The organism is Pseudoalteromonas sp. MMG013, from assembly GCF_018100885.1.
GTDB classification, from domain to species: domain Bacteria; phylum Pseudomonadota; class Gammaproteobacteria; order Enterobacterales; family Alteromonadaceae; genus Pseudoalteromonas; species Pseudoalteromonas aurantia.
Map to the genome: position 1 here is coordinate 25,644 of NZ_JAGJEE010000016.1, position 17,290 is coordinate 42,933.

The following is a 17,290-nucleotide window of genomic DNA, read 5'->3' on the forward strand; positions in this document are numbered from 1 at the left end:
CACACAAATGTTACGTTTAAAAAAATGGCAAAAGCAATCTCTTATTAATGACCTAGAGGAGATTGTTGCTCTTAAGTTAAAAGCTGAGACGAGCCAGAAAGATCTTAAATTACAAATTCAAAAATGCGGCGAGAGCACAAATGATGGTGGTCTTAATCCTGAAATAGCGATTGCTACGATGAGCCATTTACAAGGGTTATCGCAACAAATTGTTGTTTTAGATAGTGAAGTTAAAGAGCTTGAAGTATCCGCAGCAAAAAAACAACGAGAAATTTCTATGGTTGAGGCAAAGGCCGAAACGATTTTTCATAAAACAGAGGCTTTTAAGTTGCAAAGAACGCAGTTTTTAGAGGCGGCGATACACAAAGAGATCGGACAACTATGGAGCTTAAATAAAGGGAGGGGTTGTGAATAATATAAATTCGATGGTAATACCTCAAATACAAGCCAAACAGGTAGAACAGAGCAATCCTCAATCTGATAATGACTTTAATGATTGGCTGTTAAATGTAGACCCAGTTTCTGATTCTTCAAAAGGACTTATTGGTGGACAAATCGGTGGCTTTGATGCGCAAGTGAATACACTATCAAATGCGAACATACAAGCGATACAAAATCATTTGAATACCATCGGATTGAATGGTCACGATCATAAAATGAATGCGGATAATACGCATACTCAAATGCTGCAGCTATACAGTAACGCGGCACTGCTTGTGGCCCCATCAAAGAACTATTCTCAAGGACCTGAGATGAGTGAAAGAGACTTACTATTAATTGATACTCACGAAAGCCTTAGCCATGCTCAGTTCAATTCTGGCGTTGCAAAATTAAGCTTATTGGATGCCATTAATTATGGCGCGGTTGATACTACACACTCGGTAAACGGTCAGTATATACAAAGTAAACATGTGCTTTGGGGCCATATTAGTAGCGGCTATATGTCTTATGAGACATCGATGCCGATGATAAAAAGTGAGCATATTTTGCTAGAGCACAGCTCAGGCAAAAGTGGGCCTCTGCAACATGATGCGGTATCGGTAAATACCGAGCGTTCATCTCGGCTAGTAAAAAGCAGGTTACAAGTCTCGGCGATGTTTACTCACAGTCAAACCACTCATCAAAAATACCATGAACGTGAAGTAGCGCCACTAGACGCTCAACGTAGGAAAGGTAATTACGCTTCTCAGCATGAAAAATATGCGCCTCAAGCTTTATTTTATATTCCGGTTACTAAGAATGAAGTGAAGTTGTCAATACGAGATTTTTTCAATCGAGAAAATGTAATAAATCAATTCACAAGCTGGGCTGCTGATTTTTCCTCTGTCGGATTTGTCATGCCTAAAGAAGTGCAATTAAACGGGCAGCTTATATGGAAAAGGGCATCTTAAATGACAGTAGAAAGTATTGGTAATGTTGGCGCACAACCAACATCGACAGCCGCTGCAAACAATAATATTTCACAGGAAGAGTTTATCAAACTTTTCTTAGCACAGCTCAATTCACAAGATCCACTCGAGCCACTTAACAACAGAGAATTTCTGGCTCAGTTGGCTCAGTTTTCATCCCTTGAGCAATCAAGACAATCGAATGAGAAATTGGATAATTTATTGGCGATGAATTCTTCAAATCAAGCGCTATCTCTTTTAGGTAAAGCCGTGCAAGTTTCATCTCAAACATCAGAGTCAACCGCTGGCACAATCGAAGCAGTACATTATACCGCTGAGGGGCCAACACTCACTATAAAACTAGCTGATGGAAGCTTTATTGATAAAGTGTCACTCAGCCAAATAACAGTTGTACAACAATAGGAAGAACATAAATGTTTCAAGCGTTTTTTAATGGACTTTCAGGAATGCTCTCGTTTTCCCGGAACCTAGATACAGTTAGTAATAACATCTCAAATATGAACACTCCAGGTTTTCGCGGAGCTGATACATTTTACAAAAGTTTAAGTGGCGGTGAGCAAGATGCAGGAACGGGTACGCAAATATCAGGCTTAGGGTACCGTTTTACCAGTGGTGATATTCGTCAGACTGGAAATGCAACGGATGTTGCCATTTCAGGACAAGGTTTTTTTACATTGTTGAAAGAAGGTAACAGCTACTACTCACGTGCAGGGCAGTTCGCATTTAACAATGATGGGATATTGACCGATTCAGTCAGCGGTGCAAGTGTTGCAGCGATTGATAGCAAGGGTAATATTGGTGAGTTTGATATCAGTAAGCTCAGGGTTAGAGCACCAAAAGAGACCACAAAAGTGTCTTTGAGTGGCAACTTATCAAGTGGAGCGACAACCCATGAAGTCTCAGGGATCACAGTTTTTAATAAATTAGGTGAAGAAGTTAATTTAACGCTTAAATTTACTAAAAGTACAACAGACTCAAGCGAGTGGTCTGTCTCGGTTATCAATAACTCAGCATCAGATGCAGTTTTATCTACTTCAAATATTAAATTTGGCGTCGATGGAACACCACTTGCTGGACAATCTTCATTTAGCGTTGCAGTACCAGACTCTATGGGAGGAACCGCTTCCGTCTCGTTTAACTTAGGGGATGCGGGAAGTTTCGGTCAATCAACCTCCACGGATACAGGAACTACTTCAACACTCAGTGGCGCTGTGCAAGATGGATCTGCTGTTGCATCATTACGTAGCATCGATTTTAAATCTGATGGGAGTTTGTCTTTAACCTATACCAATGGTGAAACACAAACAGGTCCAGCATTAGCACTCGCGCATTTTAAAGATGAATCTGTTTTACGGTTAGCTGGTGGTAGTTTGTTCGAGGCGACATCTCAGTCAGGTATGGTAATCGGCAAGGCGGGGACTGGCAGTTTAGGGACTATCCAAGGTAAAAGCATTGAACTTTCAAATGTTGATTTGTCTAGAGAGTTCGCAGATATGATAGTGATCCAACGTGGTTATCAAGCGAGTTCACGTTTGCTAAATGTATCGAACCAATTACTAGAACAACTTTATGAAAGCACACGAGGTCGTTAATGGCGACTAGAGCTGCAGGTGTTTTTAGCTCAGTTATTGAAGAGCGTATCAAAACTGTGCTGTTAAATAGCGTGAAAAGCTGGTCTAAACAATGGTTTAGATCTTCTTCTGTTAATGTTGAGTTTAGCTTTAACAAAACGTTGTTTTCAGAGTTGGACGTTGTCAAGCCGCTTGAACTGTTACATAAAGGGCAAGGCCTCCAAGTATTTTCATCCTCTGCTGTAACACGAGAAAGTATGCTACTTGATATGTTCAACTGTGATCAGGCGACACTTACATGTATAGAAAATGAACTGGAAGTCAATGCGTTTGAGTCGTCAATGGATGACTTATTTCAACAGCTTTATCGAGAGTTAGGGGTGTCACTTGAGCGCATCAAAAGTACGCAGGCTGTGCTTTCTATGTGCATTAAACTCAATAACAAGGAACTAACATTACTATTGGATAATTCTCTATTGACCACGCTTATTGAGCCGTCACGAGTTACATCATCAAACATAAGTTCATTGAGTCCGGCTCTAACAAGCATTTCTGTGCCTGTTAAAATAGCTTTGAGTACGGAGAAAGTTGCTTTTTCAAAAGCGATATCTTTGCAAGTGGGTGATGTTCTTACACTAAATCACGCAATTGATAAACCAGTTCCTGTTGAAGTGAATGGGGAAAAAAACTATTTGCTGAGTTACCTAGTTAGAAACATGAACAATAAAGCCATTATTTTTACGGAGTCTTAGATGAATAACCCCCAAGATGTTGAATTCACAGAAGTGGAAAATAACCAAAAATCAGGAGAGAAATTAATCCCAAAAATGGACGATGCTTTACTAAAAGGCGTAATGGTTGAGCTGGAATGTAGTATCGGCAGCACCCAAGTTGCTTTGTCAGATTTTGCGTCATTAGAGCGTGGCGAAGTGCTGAAATTGCAACAGGCAATAAACGATGAGATTACTTTAAGCATAAACGGCGTAACGGTTGCAGCCGGCAAGCTCGTTGCTATTGATGGTCATTTTGGTGTCGAAATTACGCAGGTGCCGGATTTAACTAATGACTGAACTACAGTTTCGTCAAATTGAGCCGGTTAGCGATTCACAATGGATTATTTTATCCATTATTTGTGGCGTGTTAATTGGCATTTATTTGCTCTTTAAGCATATTAACGGTGTAAATCGAGGCCCTAGTAATAACGTCAAGCGGATTGGCACTACAGCGATTAGTAAAACAGCGGTTGTTCATGAGTTTCATTTTAAGGACCAAAAATACTTAGTCTTTGAGTCAAAGAATGGAGTAGTTGAATTGCAAGGTTCGCCATTAGAGGAAAAAAGAGTTGAGTCAAATGATTCGTAACACAGTACTTGTTATTTTTTTGGGACTGATGAGTTACTCTGCTGGTGCATCTGAGTCGGCAGAGAGTCTATTGTCGATTGCAAGCAATTCAGGCATGTTAAATGATTTGGCTCCTGAATTAAAGGTGGCGGGTACGCTTACATTAATGTCATTCCTTCCCATCGCATTAATTGCAATGACGGCGTTTACACGGATCATTATTGTACTTTCTATGTTACGTCATGCTTTAGGGTTACAACAAACCCCACCGAATATGGTGATACTAACACTGAGTTTGTTTTTAACATTTTATACGATGTTACCCGTGTGGGAAAAAGTTGAGGATAACGCGATACGGCCTTATGCGGCGCAAGAAATAGAGCTAGAGGCCGCGATTGAAGAAGGGGCAGTATATGTGAAGCAATTTATGATCAGCCAAACTCGTGAAGAAGATTTTGAAGCGGTTTTAAGCATGGCCAATGTGACAGTTCCCAATGATGTTGAGAATGTTTCATTTAGCTATTTAGTACCTGCATTTTTGCTGAGCGAATTAACGACCGCCTTTAAAATAGCGTTTGTGATATTTATACCCTTTTTATTGGTTGATTTAGTTGTTGCTAGCGTACTTATGTCCCTCGGTATGATTATGTTGCCACCCATATCAATTGCACTCCCAATCAAAGTCATGTTGTTTGTATTGATTGATGGATGGGCTTTGGTTTCTCAGTCTTTAGTAAGTAGTTTTTCATAGTTAAAATGAGTACTGCTGAAGAAGTATTATGGACGCAATGGATTGGCGATAAATGCCAATTAGCCAGAGATGCTATATTTGAAATGTATCGATGCTGGTCAGAGTTTGAGTCCTTGCGGCTTAGTAAAAAGCTGCGCATAAGCGGTGTTGAATCAGCAGACTTTTTGAGCTTTGGTCATGAAGGGTTATTACATGCAATTTATAACTTTGACCCAGATGCTGGGTACATGTTTCAAACTTATGCGCAATATCGGGTTAAAGGAAATATTTTAAATCAGGTTTTTAAATATTCAGATCAAAGCCAAGCTTATAGTAAACTTCGTGGAAAGGAATTAACGAATTCGTCACAAGAGACTTTGATTGATAAGGTCAATTCAGAGATTGAATTAGTGTCTTTAATAGATGCCTTTGCTATGCAATATTTACTCGAACAAGAGATAACAGAGCCTGCAAGTAACAGTTTGAGCGGGTATTTTTCTTCGCCTGAAATGGACTGTTTGAGACTGCAATGTAAAGATAAAGTACAGCTATTGCCGACGCAGCAAAGAACTGTGCTGAACCTCCATTACTTTGACTTTCTTGATTTTCAAGATATATCTACATTACTAGACCTTTCAGCATCAAGAATAAGTCAAATCCATAAAGACGGCTTAAGAAGTTTAGCTAAGCATGTAAATGGATCATGACTTTTGAGACGATGTTCGAACCACCAGTGATGGTGGGAGTAATGTTGATTCGACCGTTTCCCCTTTTATCAACGAGAGTAAATTACAGACTAGCATCTGACCAGCGAGTGTGGTGTTTTGTTGTACAGTGGTAAGTGAAGGCGAGACATAACTGGCAGCAGGAATATCATCAAAGCCGACAACATGCACATCTTCGGGCACATTAATACCGGCTTCTAACAGTGCGCGTATTGCCCCGATAGCAATCAAATCACTGGCTGCGAATAATGAGTCGAAGGAAATATTATTGGCAATTAAAGAGTTGGTTGCATGATACCCAGACTCTTCTGTAGAAATGGCGTTAGCGATTTTTCGGTCGTTCAGCGTGACCCCATACGTGTCAAATTGATCTTTAAATCCTTTGTAACGAGAGAAAAATTCAGGGCTGTGATTGGACGCATCACCAATAAACGCACAATCGGTCCGATTTAACGCATAGAGATGTTGTGCGGCAAGTTGCCCGCCACCATAGTTGTCACAGCTGACGGTAAGGTCTGGGTGATTATCAACGGTTGCTCCCCAACAGACGAATTTAGTATCTTGATCAAGGAGTTGCTGTAGTCTAGATTGATAATCTAAATAATCACCGTATCCCAGTAGAATGATCCCATCAGCGCGATGGCTATCTTCATAGTCGGCGCGCCAGTCAGAGCTACTTGATTGAAAAGAGACGAGGAGGTCATAGCCCTCTTTGGCACATGCTCGGGTGATACTGCCCAGCATACTAAGAAAAAAAGGATTAATTTGAGATTCATCAGTCGTCGGGTCTTCAAAGAGTAGCAGCGCCAATGTACTACTTTGTTGTGTCCGTAAGTTACTGGCATTCTTATCTACTTTATAATTGAGTTGATTGGCAATGTCGTGCACTCGTTGCCTGGTTTCTTCATTCACTAACGGACTATTTCTGAGAGCGCGCGAAACCGTTGATTGTGATACCCCTGCATAATGGGCAATATCGAATGATGTGGCTTTACCTTTATTTTTCATATGGCTCTCAAATCAATGTAACCTGAACATTGTCAGGGTTTACATAAATATTTCAACCAATTTCGTTATTCTACTAAATTTTTATTGATGAAATGTGACACCGGTGTCATAATGAGGGCGTTTTATCATTTTGTTGTCAAAACGTATTCGCTGTCCATTTTATGTGGGCAGCATTTTTTTACGTCAGTTAACGTGCAAAATTAACTGATTGACGAATGGAATAAAGTGCAGGGGAGTGATAGCTCTATGCATAATAACAAAGCGTGATAAGCGCAATGACAAAAGAGAAAACAGCATGAGCCAGACAACACACATTCAGGTGAATAAGTTTGACCCTATCATCGTTGCTGATATTGGGGGAACAAACGCGCGTTTTGCCGTTATCACACAGTACAACTGCGATACTTACCAATTTACGATTTCTCATCAGGCCACTTTTCCAAGTGCACAGTTTCAATCGTTTGAGGCTGCGTTAGATTGCTATTTAGCGCAATTAAGCATTGAAACCCCCAAACGAGCATGTTTAGCTGTTGCAGGCCCTATCAAAGCAAATCAAGTCTATTTGACCAATTTAGGTTGGCATTTTAATAGCCAAGATCTCAAAGATACCATGCGTTTTGACGAACTGTCTGTTATTAATGATTTTGCGGCATTTGCTTATGCAGCCCCCTATTTAGATCCAAATAAAAATATCACCATAAAGTCGGGCCAAGCTGAACAAACTGCGAATATAGCCGTTATGGGTCCGGGGACCGGCTTTGGTGCTGCCTGTTTGGTGAGAGATATTAATGGGTGTGCTGTTATGAGCTGTGAAGCCGGGCATATTTCGCTAGCACCGGTGACAGATTTAGATAGAGCATTGGTCAATGAAATGCGCTCAGAGTTGCAGCATATCTCCATTGAAGATGTTTTTTCTGGCCGCGGCTTAGCGCGTCTATATCGAACAATGGCAAAGGTTAAAGGCATAACACCTTTAAACTTAACCGCAGCGCAAGTCAGTGACAAAGCGTCAGAGTGCGAAGTGTGCGATGCAACCTTGAATCACTTTTGTGATTGGATAGGCAGTGTGGCAGGTGACTTAGCTTTGACGTTTGGTGCATTGGGGGGCGTGTTCATAGGGGGAGGGATTTTACCTAGAATGTCAGATCGCTTATTATCAAGTCGGTTTGTAGAACGATTTACTGAAAAAGGGTTAATGTCGCAGTATGCCGGGCAAATACCGGTGACATTGGTTGTACAAGACAATATACCACTCATAGGTGCAGCAGCATGCATTCATGAGCGTAGCCAAGGTTAGGGTTTGGACTGAATGAAAAAAGTTACCATTAATAGTGTTGCTACGTACGCAGGAGTATCAAAGAAAACGGTTTCTCGTGTGCTAAATAATGAACCAAATGTGAGCCCTGCAACGCGAGAAAAAGTCCTTAAGGTATTTAAGGAGCTGGATTATACACCGAACCCTATCGCAAGGGGATTGGCCCGTAATCGTAGCTTTATTATTGGTTGCTTATACGATAACCCGAGTAAGAGTTATATTACCCGGGTGCAAAGTGGTGCATTGGAAGCGTGCCACAAACATAATTATAATTTGTTGATACACCCTTGTGAGCTACGCGGGGATGCGCTCATCGCAAATATTGAAAATCTACTGACTACATCACGACTTGATGGTTTGGTATTAACCCCGCCTTTTTCTGACTCAGTTGAATTGATTGAATTTCTAAAACGTAAGAATGTGAATTATGCACGTGTCGCGTCTGCAATTGAAGACGATGAGTCAATATCGGTACGCAGTAATGATGAACAAGGTGCGTTTGAAATTACAGAACACTTAATAGAATTAGGTCATGCTAATATTGCCTTTATAAAAGGACACCCAGATCATAGCGCGACCGAACAGCGTTTTTCAGGTTATCAACGCGCGCTTTCAACCCATAACATTGCATTCAACAATGCATTGGTGGCAGAAGGTAATTTTAGTTATCACTCTGGTGCTGACAGTGCAAAGGCCATATTAGATATAACACCTCGCCCGAGTGCGGTGTTTGCCTCCAACGATTATATGGCGGCTGCGGTACTTAAGTTGGCTACACAGCGCCATCTTAAAGTGCCAGAGGATATTTCTATCGCAGGTTTTGATAATGCCCCTATTGCACGCCATATTTGGCCGGGTTTAACAACCATTGCTCAACCCGTGGAAGAAATGACGCGTCAGGCGGTTGAGCTCTTAATCAACCAAATAGGTGGCGCAGACGTTGGCGTATTGCAAACAACACTTGAAGCAAAGCTGATCACGAGAGAATCAACGGCAAAGCCGTAACGCTTTTTCAAAATTGCTTTCTTATCGGCTCGAAGGTAATTTCGGGCCTTTCTTATGTCTTAGATCAAAGACTGATCCTGCCCTTTACGTAATATTAATTCAGTAGCCAGTGGATAATAACTGGTATGAACTCAACGTAAGAATAGGAAATCAATATGAATATAGAGCGTCATAGTCTGGCTAAAGAGTTGCCAGAGTTCAAAGATAAAATTCACCATTTGAAAATGAATGATCGTCACTTTTCACGTTTATTTGATGATTATCATGAAATTGACCATGCGGTCATTCGCATTGAAGATGGGGTTGAAAATACCTCAGATGCCTATCTCGAATCGTTAAAAAAACAGCGCTTGCAACTTAAAGATCAGCTATATCATATTTTGCGAAATAGCTAGCAGGGCTGCACAGAACTGAGTCGGGGCGTCTTACATTGAAGCCTCGATAACCTGTGCTCCAGCAGGTTAGGAATAATAAACTATACTCAAAGCATATTTGTTGCATAGGTATGCTTAGGTGAATTTACTTGCATTATTTCTAGTATTATTTGGTGCGTTAGGCCTGTGTTTTTCATTAAAGTCAGCAGTAAAAATTTGTCAGATCTCATCTCGGATAGGATGGCGAGTATTATTAGGCCTGATCTTATTTTTTATTCTTGGTTATATCACTTTTTCTGCTTATTTGTTGCAGCAAAGCCACGCGAATATGCTTGATGTTGGTATTTCATTTATTTTGTTCTTCGGGGCTGTCTTTGTCATTATTATTAATGGTATGTCGCAAGAGAGTTTACAAGAGCTGGCTAGCATTATAGAAAAAGAACGTTTTAACGCCCATCATGACTATTTAACGCGTCTAGAGAATCGACAAAGGTGCATGGCAAAAATAGCCGATCTGCAAAGTGCAGATATGGACTTTGCATTAATGCTCATAGATTTAAATAACTTCAAACAAATGAATGATGCAATTGGTCACGTGTTTGGTGATAAAGTCCTGATAGGGTTGGCTGAACGTTTCACGCGTGCACTATTGCCACATAATTCTATTTATAGAATGGGGGGAGATGAGTTTGTCATTGTGATTCAAGGACGTCAAGAAACAGATATTTATGCGCAAAATAACGCCTTATTGAGCGAACTGCATGCACCATTAATTGTAGACGAGCTCAGTGTGGATATTCACTATAGCGCAGGCACGAGTGCCTATGACAGGCAGCAGCCCAAAGATGCTGTTACCTTACTTAAGCAAGCTGACATTGCCATGTATAGCGCAAAACGCACAAAACAAAGTTTAGTCATTTTTGATGCGCACTTTCACAAAGACTCAGATGATGAATTTCATTTAATTAGCCGTTTAAAAACAGCGTTAAATGGGGGGGAGTTGACGGTTTACTATCAGCCAATTGTTTCAGCAAAATCAGGTGAAATTCATGGGGTAGAAGCGTTACTAAGATGGCCGCAAAAAGATGGCTCTGTGATAATGCCAGAAAGTTTTATTGCTATTGCTGAAAATAATAACATGATCCGACAAGTCAGTTTATTTGTGATCAGTCATGTTTTTCAAGATTTACCACAATTGCTGCAAGCGGAGCCTAATCTAATTGTACATGTCAACTTATCGAGTCAAGATTTCATAGGCAAAGATCTGGTGAATTTACTCGCAGCTCAGGTTAATCATTCTCAAAAAAGTGCACAGCATGTTATGTTTGAGCTAACTGAAAGCATGATGATGACAGATTTGGATCAGGCTAATGAGCTAGTCGAAATTCTGATTGAAATGGGTTTTTCAGTGAGTATTGATGATTTTGGTACTGGGTTTTCCTCCTTCTCGCTGTTGAAAGAGTTGTCAATCGCGCAAATAAAAATTGACCGTTCATTTATTGATGATTGCATTAACAATGAAAAAGACAAAGTGATTGTGGAAACTGCAGTATTCCTAGCGAAGCGTTTGGGCTGCAGTGTGGTGGCTGAAGGGGTCGATAGTGATAGCGTGATTGATTATTTAATTACGTTAGAGTGTGATTACTTTCAGGGGTTTAAAATTAGCGAAGCGCTGCCTTTAGCTGCGTGTATCAAATGGATTGAGTCATCAGGTATGGTGAAATCTGCGCTACGTAAGTATTAGGGGCTGTTGATCTTTGCTGTTCTATTTTTGCTCTCTTTGCACATGCTTTTATCGCGGCGCTTAATATGTGGCCTAGTAATCTAAGCGAATATTAAGCAACAAAGAGAAAAAGAACCGGTAGGCAGCGCTTGATTGGCTTTTCTACTGTGTTATCGGCTGACTCACATGGAATAACCATGCTATGCAGCCTCTGTCTTGTATAAAACCCAATCAAACGGCTGCAAAAATGAACCTGAAAGATCAACAGCCCCTAAAATGAACAGTTTTATGATGTGGTTCGGTCTATTGAGTAAGCGTTATTAAATCTGGGTTTAGTACAATGTGTAGTTCTGTAAAACCAAGTCGTCGAACACAGTCAAAGAGCAATACCGATATTACTGAGATGAACACATCGCAGCGAGCACGCTTTACCACAGTGGCAAACATTGCGGCAGAGCGTCGAGATAAGTTGCATAAATACCATCCAATTAAGAAACAGCCAAACAATCTCTCTTGGTGGCATTGGTTGATGTCACTTTTATCAAAATAGTGGCCTTGCCTTTGGTGATTCAAAACCATACATTGCAGAGTAATTCGGTATATTGTTTTCCCAAATTGGCGTATCTTTACCAATATATTCTCTGATAGCATCGAAAAAAAGCCGAGTCCTAACAGGCAGATCCCGATGTGGATAGACCGCGTACATCGCACTGTAATCCATGAGTTTAACATCGGTTAAAAAGGGCACGAGTTCACCGCGTTTAACTTCTTGATCAACTAAAAATGCAGGAACCACGCAAAATGCGGTGTCAGAAAGCACTTTTAACAGAATGAGATCTCCATCATTTGAACGAAACACACTCTTAATTGGCATTTCCTTCGCATTGTCATCTACGTCAAAGTAACTAACACCAGTAAAGCGTAGGCCTTCACTTGCATATGTTGCCGCAGGTAACTCGGTAAGTTCATCGATGTGCTTAGGAGTACCATATGTTGCGAGAAATTGGGGGGTTGCGAGCATGACGAGTCGGTTTCGCGCTATTTTTCTGGCGATGAGCGAAGAATCTTTGGGCTCACCGACTCGAAATGCAAGGTCAAAACCCTCTCCAACAATATCAACGAGTCGGTCTTCTAAGCGCAACTCAACTTCAACTTGTGGGAAGCGTTTTTGAAATTCATTGATCACGGGCTGCACATACCGTCGACCAACGATAGTTGAGCTGGTTATGCGTAGTAAACCTTTAGGCTCTGTATGATAATTTTCGGCAAGTAATTGGGTTTCACTCAGAAGCTTTCTCAATTCTTGTGCTTTTTTTACCATTTCAGCGCCGGCTGCGGTTAACGAAAAAGAACGCGTGGTTCTATTGAGCAAGCGGACGCTCAGCTCATCTTCTAATCGACCAATTTGTTTTGATATCACGGAGCGATCTATATTTCGTATCTGCGCCGCCTTGGCAAATGAACCTCGTTCTACGACGTCTAAAAACATGAGTAATCGTGTGCCGATATCCATTATGTTCTCTTTGTAATGACTATTGGTGTTATTTTGGCACTAAAGAGTTTAAAAATCGATGCTTTTTTGTCTTTTATATGACCGTTACACTGTGCCGTATTATGATTTGGAGGTCTAAAAATGAAAAAACCACTACTTGTACTATCAATTCTTGCCGGTTTGGCATATCTATCAGGTTGTACGGAAACGCATGCAGAAACTAAAGCACCTGCAGCACAAATGTTTAAGCAGCCGATTGATATTGCACAAGTACAAAGTTACCCCGTGCAATCTTGGTTTACGTATACCAGCCGACTAGAGGCGGTTGAATCGGTAAGCTTGCGACCTCGGGTTTCTGGGGTTGTTGACTCGGTTAATTTTCGAGAAGGGCAGAAGGTTAGCGCGGGAGACACGCTATTCACTTTAGACCAAAGATCTTTCAAAACAAAAGTTGCAGAACTGACTGCGCAGTTAGCCAGTGCAAATGCGGTATTACAACAGGCAAAAAATGAGTCTAAACGTGCGGAGCGGCTGTCTAAGAGCAACTCAATCGCACAAGAAGAACTTGAAAGTCGTCGTTCTGTTTTAGCGCAACGTCAAGCGGATGTGTTTGCGACACAAGCAAAGTTAGATGCTGCACAGCTAGACTTAACATTTACACAGGTTATAGCGCCGATAGATGGGGTGGTTTCTCGCGCAGAGATCACAACAGGAAATACAGTACAGGCGGGGCAAAGTGAATTGACTCACATTGTATCTGATTCTCACTTATATGCGTATTTTGATATCAATGAGCGGACTTGGCAAAATGCTTTCGCAACCTTAAAAGGTGATAAACAAACGCCCGTATTAATGCAGCTAACGGCCCAGCAAAGTTTTGCTCACCAAGGTGTGATTGATTTTGTTGATAATCGGATCAACGAGCAAACTGGTACATTAAGAGTACGCGCCATTTTTGATGCTGAGTCACATTTAAAACCGGGGGCATTTGCGCGTATTCGTCTCGCAACAAGTGATATTAAAGAGCAAGTATTGGTGCCCGAAAAGTCAATTGGTACTGATCTGAAAAACCGATTTGTACTGGTAACCGATGAAAACGATGTTTTGCAATATCGCTTAGTGACGCTAGGTGAAAGATACGGAACATTGCGTGCCATTATTTCGGGCTTACAAGTGGGTGATAAAATTGCAGTCAATGGGCCTGCGCGAGTTGGGCCGGGCATGCCAATCTCTCCAAAGATAGTAGAAATAAGCACAAAAGATCAATTACTCGTATTAGGTAATACCCAGCGCGTGTTGCCAGCGTTAACAATGCAGCGAGGAGAGTAGTATGTCGTTTTCTCACTTTTTTATAAAGCGACCTATTTTTGCAGCCATGCTGTCACTGGTGATCCTCATAGCGGGTGCAATTAGCTTGTTTCAATTGCCGGTGAGTGAGTACCCAGAGGTGGTGCCACCGACGGTTGTAGTAACTGCGAATTACCCTGGTGCGAACCCTAAAGTCATTGCTGAAACTGTCGCCACACCTTTAGAGCAAGAGATCAATGGTACTGAAAATATGCTGTATATGTTTTCACAGGCGACCAGTGATGGACGTATGACATTGACCGTGACGTTTGCATTAGGTACTGATCTGGATAGAGCGCAAGTACAAGTTCAGAACAGAGTAAATAGCGCATTGCCACGTTTGCCTCAGGAAGTTCAACGCTTAGGCGTCGTTGCTGAAAAGGCATCACCAGATCTTACTATGGTGGTCCATTTGTTTTCACCAGAAAAGACCCATGATACTGCTTATTTATCAAACTATGCCGATTTATACGTAAAAGACCAAATCGCCCGTCTTCCAGGTGTGGGGGACGTACAATTATTTGGTGGCGGTAAGTACGCGATGCGTGTTTGGTTGGACCCAGATGCATTGGCCGCGAACCAACTTACTGCGATGGATGTCGTAAGTGCGCTTCGAGCGCAAAACCAACAGGTTGCTGCGGGTAGTTTAGGTGCTCAGCCTACAGCGAATGAAGCTCAATTTCAGGTACTGCTTAATGTCAAAGGTCGCTTAAGTAGTATTGAAGAATTTAATAAAGTTGTTATCAAAGTTGGTAGTAATGGCGCATTGACACGTCTAGGCGATGTGGCACGAATTGAACTAGGTCAGAATTCATATGCACTTCGGGCAATGTTGAACGGACAGCCAGCATTAGCAATGCCTATATTTCAAAGACCGGGTTCGAATGCAATCGAGTTATCAGATCAGGTTCGAGAGACAATGAAAAGGCTGAGTCACTCTTTTCCTGAGGGTGTTGAATATGACATCGTCTATGATCCAACTGTATTTGTAAGAGGCTCAATTGATGCGGTAATTGCGACATTGCTGGAAGCGATTGTATTGGTTGTTTTAGTTGTGATTTTATTTTTGCAAACATGGCGTGCATCTATTATTCCGCTGATAGCAGTACCCGTATCTTTGGTTGGCACATTTGCGGTTATGCAATGGCTAGGAGTGTCTATAAACACCTTATCACTGTTTGGACTCGTACTCGCCATTGGTATTGTGGTGGATGATGCGATAGTGGTTGTGGAAAATGTTGAACGTAATATTGCGAAAGGACTGAGCCCGGTTGAAGCTACGAAAGTCGCTATGAATGAAGTAACAGGCCCTATTATTGCGATTGCGCTCGTCTTATGTGCTGTGTTTATTCCTACTGCGTTTATTACCGGTTTGTCGGGGCAATTTTATAAGCAATTTGCACTAACCATTACTATTTCGACGATTATTTCTGCAATTAACTCTTTGACATTATCACCCGCTTTGTCTGCGATGTTATTAAAGCCTCATGGCAGTAAACCAGACTTTTTGACCAGAGTATTGAACACATTGTTCGCTAAGTGGCTATTTAATCCATTTAACCGGTTTTTTGATAAAAGTAGTGCAGGGTATGAAAAACTTGTCAAAAAGTTGATTAGGATGTCGGCTGTTATTGCAGTGGTTTATATTGCACTACTGGGTTCAACGGTAAAGCTCTTTGATATGGTGCCTGGCGGCTTTATTCCGGCACAAGACAAACAGTATTTGGTGGCCATTGCACAATTACCGGATGCGGCGAGCTTAGATCGTACCGAAGACGTTGTGAAGCAAATGGAACAAATCGCACTGCAAGTGCCAGGTGTTGCAAATACCGTTTCTTTCCCTGGCCTATCTGTGAATGGTTTTACGAATAGCCCTAATGCAGGCATTGTATTTACGCCATTGGAACCATTTGAGGATCGAACAGATCCAAGCCAGTCGGCGATGGCAATTGCCATGGAACTAAATAAACGCTTTACGGCAATTGATGCGGCGTTCGTGGCTGTATTCCCGCCGCCACCCATTCAAGGGCTAGGTACTACGGGTGGATTTAAGCTACAAATAGAAGATCGTGACAACAAAGGTTTTGAGGCATTATTCGCGGCATTGAATACAGTGACCAATGAAGCACGAAAAGACCCTGCGTTAACGGGCTTATTTTCAAGTTTTAGAATACAAGTGCCACAAATGGATATTGATATAGACCGCGAACAGGCCTTAATTCAAGGGATCCCTTTATCGGAAGTGTTTCAAGCCTTGCAAGTTTATATGGGCTCGCTCTATGTTAATGACTTTAATTTGTTTGGCAGGACATATCAGGTAACGGCACAAGCACAAGCGGAACATCGTTTAGACCCGAAACAAATATTGGACTTAAAAGTACGAAATGCCAGAGGCGATATGGTGCCATTGGGATCTGTGCTAACGGTGACGCCAACGACAGGACCGGATCGAGTGATGCATTATAATGGCTATCCAAGTGCTGAGTTAAATGGTAGCCCCGCACCCGGTTTTAGTTCAGATCAAGCTCAGCAAGCAATGGAAGCAATACTTGCAAAACATTTACCAACAGGTATGGCTTTTGAGTGGACAGACGTGACTTATCAGCAAATATTAGCGGGTAATACTATGATGTACATATTTCCACTGGTTGTACTATTAGTGTTTATGGTTCTTGCGGCACAATATGAAAGTTTACGCTTACCGTTGGCAATTATATTAATTGTCCCTATGACTATTTTTTCTGCATTGCTTGGAGTGTGGTGGATTGGTGGAGACAATAATATTTTCACTCAAATTGCATTAATCGTACTGGTCGCATTAGCGTGTAAAAATGCCATTCTTATGGTGGAGTTTGCAAAAGAGCAGAATGATGCAGGACAGAGTTATTTTGAGGCTATTATCGAAGCATGCCGTTTACGATTAAGGCCAATTTTGATGACTTCGATTTCGTTTACCGCAGGGGTTATCCCATTAGTGATGGCATCCGGCGCCGGTGCTGAAATGCGCCATGCAATGGGGATTGCGGTATTCTTTGGTATGATAGGTGTGACAGTATTTGGACTATTATTCACGCCCGTATTCTATATGCTTGTAAATCGTAGAAGCCCCAAAGCGGTCAAGCAAGAGCAGCAAGCGGCAGCCTCTTGTAAAGTTTAGGTTGAGACAACCTTAATAGAATGTTCTAATAATTGACACAATATTGGCTCATGATAGTGAGTCGGCACGGACGCCATAAGTCATTACGTAATG

At 41.5% G+C, this 17,290-nt stretch carries 18 protein-coding genes; 16 read left to right on the plus strand and 2 right to left on the minus strand.

Features of this window, described 5'->3' with window-relative positions:
• The first annotated feature begins 7 nt into the window (after positions 1-7).
• Genes J8L98_RS14860 through J8L98_RS14900 form a run of 9 tightly spaced genes read left to right on the plus strand, consistent with a single transcriptional unit; the run spans position 8 to position 5,758 of the window.
• On the plus strand, positions 8-415 hold the full coding sequence (locus tag J8L98_RS14860) for a hypothetical protein (protein ID WP_210997041.1): 408 nt from the start codon (positions 8-10) through the stop codon (positions 413-415).
• The gene (locus tag J8L98_RS14865) at positions 408-1,391 is read left to right on the plus strand and encodes a hypothetical protein (RefSeq protein WP_210997042.1); all 984 of its coding nucleotides are present in this window, start codon (positions 408-410) and stop codon (positions 1,389-1,391) included. The genes J8L98_RS14860 and J8L98_RS14865 overlap by 8 nt, the downstream gene beginning before the upstream one ends.
• Complete coding sequence (locus J8L98_RS14870) at positions 1,392-1,811, plus strand: flagellar hook capping FlgD N-terminal domain-containing protein (RefSeq protein WP_210997043.1); 420 nt, start codon at positions 1,392-1,394, stop codon at positions 1,809-1,811. It begins immediately after the preceding gene.
• A gap of 11 nt (positions 1,812-1,822) precedes the next feature.
• Positions 1,823-3,001 (plus strand): flagellar basal-body rod protein FlgF, encoded by a 1,179-nt coding sequence (gene flgF / locus J8L98_RS14875; RefSeq protein ID WP_210997044.1) that lies wholly within the window; start codon positions 1,823-1,825, stop codon positions 2,999-3,001.
• Positions 3,001-3,732 carry a FliM/FliN family flagellar motor C-terminal domain-containing protein gene (locus tag J8L98_RS14880; RefSeq protein WP_210997045.1) on the plus strand — a complete coding sequence of 244 codons (732 nt, stop codon included), beginning with the start codon at positions 3,001-3,003 and terminating at the stop codon, positions 3,730-3,732. Before flgF ends, J8L98_RS14880 begins: the two co-directional genes overlap by 1 nt.
• Complete coding sequence (locus tag J8L98_RS14885; protein WP_210997046.1) at positions 3,733-4,050, plus strand: FliM/FliN family flagellar motor C-terminal domain-containing protein; 318 nt, start codon at positions 3,733-3,735, stop codon at positions 4,048-4,050.
• The gene (locus J8L98_RS14890) at positions 4,043-4,342 is read left to right on the plus strand and encodes a hypothetical protein (protein WP_210997047.1); all 300 of its coding nucleotides are present in this window, start codon (positions 4,043-4,045) and stop codon (positions 4,340-4,342) included. Before J8L98_RS14885 ends, J8L98_RS14890 begins: the two co-directional genes overlap by 8 nt.
• The gene (fliP, locus tag J8L98_RS14895) at positions 4,332-5,072 is read left to right on the plus strand and encodes a flagellar type III secretion system pore protein FliP (RefSeq protein WP_247682570.1); all 741 of its coding nucleotides are present in this window, start codon (positions 4,332-4,334) and stop codon (positions 5,070-5,072) included. The genes J8L98_RS14890 and fliP overlap by 11 nt, the downstream gene beginning before the upstream one ends.
• Before the next feature lie 5 nt (positions 5,073-5,077).
• Complete coding sequence (locus tag J8L98_RS14900; RefSeq protein ID WP_210997048.1) at positions 5,078-5,758, plus strand: sigma-70 family RNA polymerase sigma factor; 681 nt, start codon at positions 5,078-5,080, stop codon at positions 5,756-5,758.
• On the opposite strand, the gene J8L98_RS14905 is transcribed toward J8L98_RS14900, so the two are convergent.
• Complete coding sequence (locus J8L98_RS14905; RefSeq protein WP_210997049.1) at positions 5,753-6,784, minus strand: LacI family DNA-binding transcriptional regulator; 1,032 nt, start codon at positions 6,782-6,784, stop codon at positions 5,753-5,755. The two genes, J8L98_RS14900 and J8L98_RS14905, sit on opposite strands and share 6 nt — an antisense overlap.
• A 295-nt stretch (positions 6,785-7,079) precedes the next feature.
• Between J8L98_RS14905 and glk the strand changes: the two genes are divergently transcribed.
• The 5 genes from glk to J8L98_RS14930 all read left to right on the plus strand — a co-directional run bounded on the left by glk (position 7,080) and on the right by J8L98_RS14930 (position 11,751).
• Positions 7,080-8,081 carry a glucokinase gene (gene glk, locus J8L98_RS14910; RefSeq protein ID WP_210997050.1) on the plus strand — a complete coding sequence of 334 codons (1,002 nt, stop codon included), beginning with the start codon at positions 7,080-7,082 and terminating at the stop codon, positions 8,079-8,081.
• Between the two features lie 12 nt (positions 8,082-8,093).
• On the plus strand, positions 8,094-9,104 hold the full coding sequence (locus J8L98_RS14915) for a LacI family DNA-binding transcriptional regulator (protein ID WP_210997051.1): 1,011 nt from the start codon (positions 8,094-8,096) through the stop codon (positions 9,102-9,104).
• 155 nt (positions 9,105-9,259) lie between these two features.
• Positions 9,260-9,499, plus strand: a complete 240-nt coding sequence (locus J8L98_RS14920; protein WP_192506967.1) for a YdcH family protein — start codon at positions 9,260-9,262, stop codon at positions 9,497-9,499.
• Positions 9,500-9,617: 118 nt separating this feature from the next.
• Positions 9,618-11,222, plus strand: coding sequence for a bifunctional diguanylate cyclase/phosphodiesterase (locus J8L98_RS14925; protein WP_210997052.1), 1,605 nt, complete (start codon positions 9,618-9,620; stop codon positions 11,220-11,222).
• Between the two features lie 319 nt (positions 11,223-11,541).
• Complete coding sequence (locus J8L98_RS14930) at positions 11,542-11,751, plus strand: hypothetical protein (protein WP_210997053.1); 210 nt, start codon at positions 11,542-11,544, stop codon at positions 11,749-11,751.
• Here J8L98_RS14930 and J8L98_RS14935 read toward each other — a convergent pair.
• The gene (locus J8L98_RS14935; protein WP_192506970.1) at positions 11,743-12,714 is read right to left on the minus strand and encodes a LysR family transcriptional regulator; all 972 of its coding nucleotides are present in this window, start codon (positions 12,712-12,714) and stop codon (positions 11,743-11,745) included. The genes J8L98_RS14930 and J8L98_RS14935 overlap by 9 nt on opposite strands.
• Before the next feature lie 120 nt (positions 12,715-12,834).
• On the opposite strand from J8L98_RS14935, the gene J8L98_RS14940 reads away from it, so the two are divergent.
• Together J8L98_RS14940 and J8L98_RS14945 are read left to right on the plus strand one after the other, a co-directional pair.
• Complete coding sequence (locus J8L98_RS14940) at positions 12,835-14,022, plus strand: efflux RND transporter periplasmic adaptor subunit (protein WP_210997054.1); 1,188 nt, start codon at positions 12,835-12,837, stop codon at positions 14,020-14,022.
• Position 14,023: 1 nt separating this feature from the next.
• Positions 14,024-17,197, plus strand: coding sequence for a multidrug efflux RND transporter permease subunit (locus J8L98_RS14945; protein ID WP_210997056.1), 3,174 nt, complete (start codon positions 14,024-14,026; stop codon positions 17,195-17,197).
• Positions 17,198-17,290: the final 93 nt, after the last annotated feature.

Bases quoted from the DNA above. Each gene is read 5' to 3' on its own strand.
- fliP (WP_247682570.1), top strand. From the start codon at position 4,332: ATGATTCGTAACACAGTACTTGTTATTTTTTTGGGACTGATGAGTTAC.
- J8L98_RS14935 (WP_192506970.1), bottom strand. From the start codon at position 12,714: ATGGATATCGGCACACGATTACTCATGTTTTTAGACGTCGTAGAACGA.
- J8L98_RS14885 (WP_210997046.1), top strand. From the start codon at position 3,733: ATGAATAACCCCCAAGATGTTGAATTCACAGAAGTGGAAAATAACCAA.
- J8L98_RS14905 (WP_210997049.1), bottom strand. From the start codon at position 6,784: ATGAAAAATAAAGGTAAAGCCACATCATTCGATATTGCCCATTATGCA.
- J8L98_RS14945 (WP_210997056.1), top strand. From the start codon at position 14,024: ATGTCGTTTTCTCACTTTTTTATAAAGCGACCTATTTTTGCAGCCATG.
- J8L98_RS14880 (WP_210997045.1), top strand. From the start codon at position 3,001: ATGGCGACTAGAGCTGCAGGTGTTTTTAGCTCAGTTATTGAAGAGCGT.
- J8L98_RS14915 (WP_210997051.1), top strand. From the start codon at position 8,094: ATGAAAAAAGTTACCATTAATAGTGTTGCTACGTACGCAGGAGTATCA.
- J8L98_RS14920 (WP_192506967.1), top strand. From the start codon at position 9,260: ATGAATATAGAGCGTCATAGTCTGGCTAAAGAGTTGCCAGAGTTCAAA.
- J8L98_RS14940 (WP_210997054.1), top strand. From the start codon at position 12,835: ATGAAAAAACCACTACTTGTACTATCAATTCTTGCCGGTTTGGCATAT.
- glk (WP_210997050.1), top strand. From the start codon at position 7,080: ATGAGCCAGACAACACACATTCAGGTGAATAAGTTTGACCCTATCATC.
- J8L98_RS14870 (WP_210997043.1), top strand. From the start codon at position 1,392: ATGACAGTAGAAAGTATTGGTAATGTTGGCGCACAACCAACATCGACA.
- J8L98_RS14890 (WP_210997047.1), top strand. From the start codon at position 4,043: ATGACTGAACTACAGTTTCGTCAAATTGAGCCGGTTAGCGATTCACAA.
- J8L98_RS14930 (WP_210997053.1), top strand. From the start codon at position 11,542: ATGTGTAGTTCTGTAAAACCAAGTCGTCGAACACAGTCAAAGAGCAAT.
- J8L98_RS14900 (WP_210997048.1), top strand. From the start codon at position 5,078: ATGAGTACTGCTGAAGAAGTATTATGGACGCAATGGATTGGCGATAAA.
- J8L98_RS14860 (WP_210997041.1), top strand. From the start codon at position 8: ATGTTACGTTTAAAAAAATGGCAAAAGCAATCTCTTATTAATGACCTA.
- flgF (WP_210997044.1), top strand. From the start codon at position 1,823: ATGTTTCAAGCGTTTTTTAATGGACTTTCAGGAATGCTCTCGTTTTCC.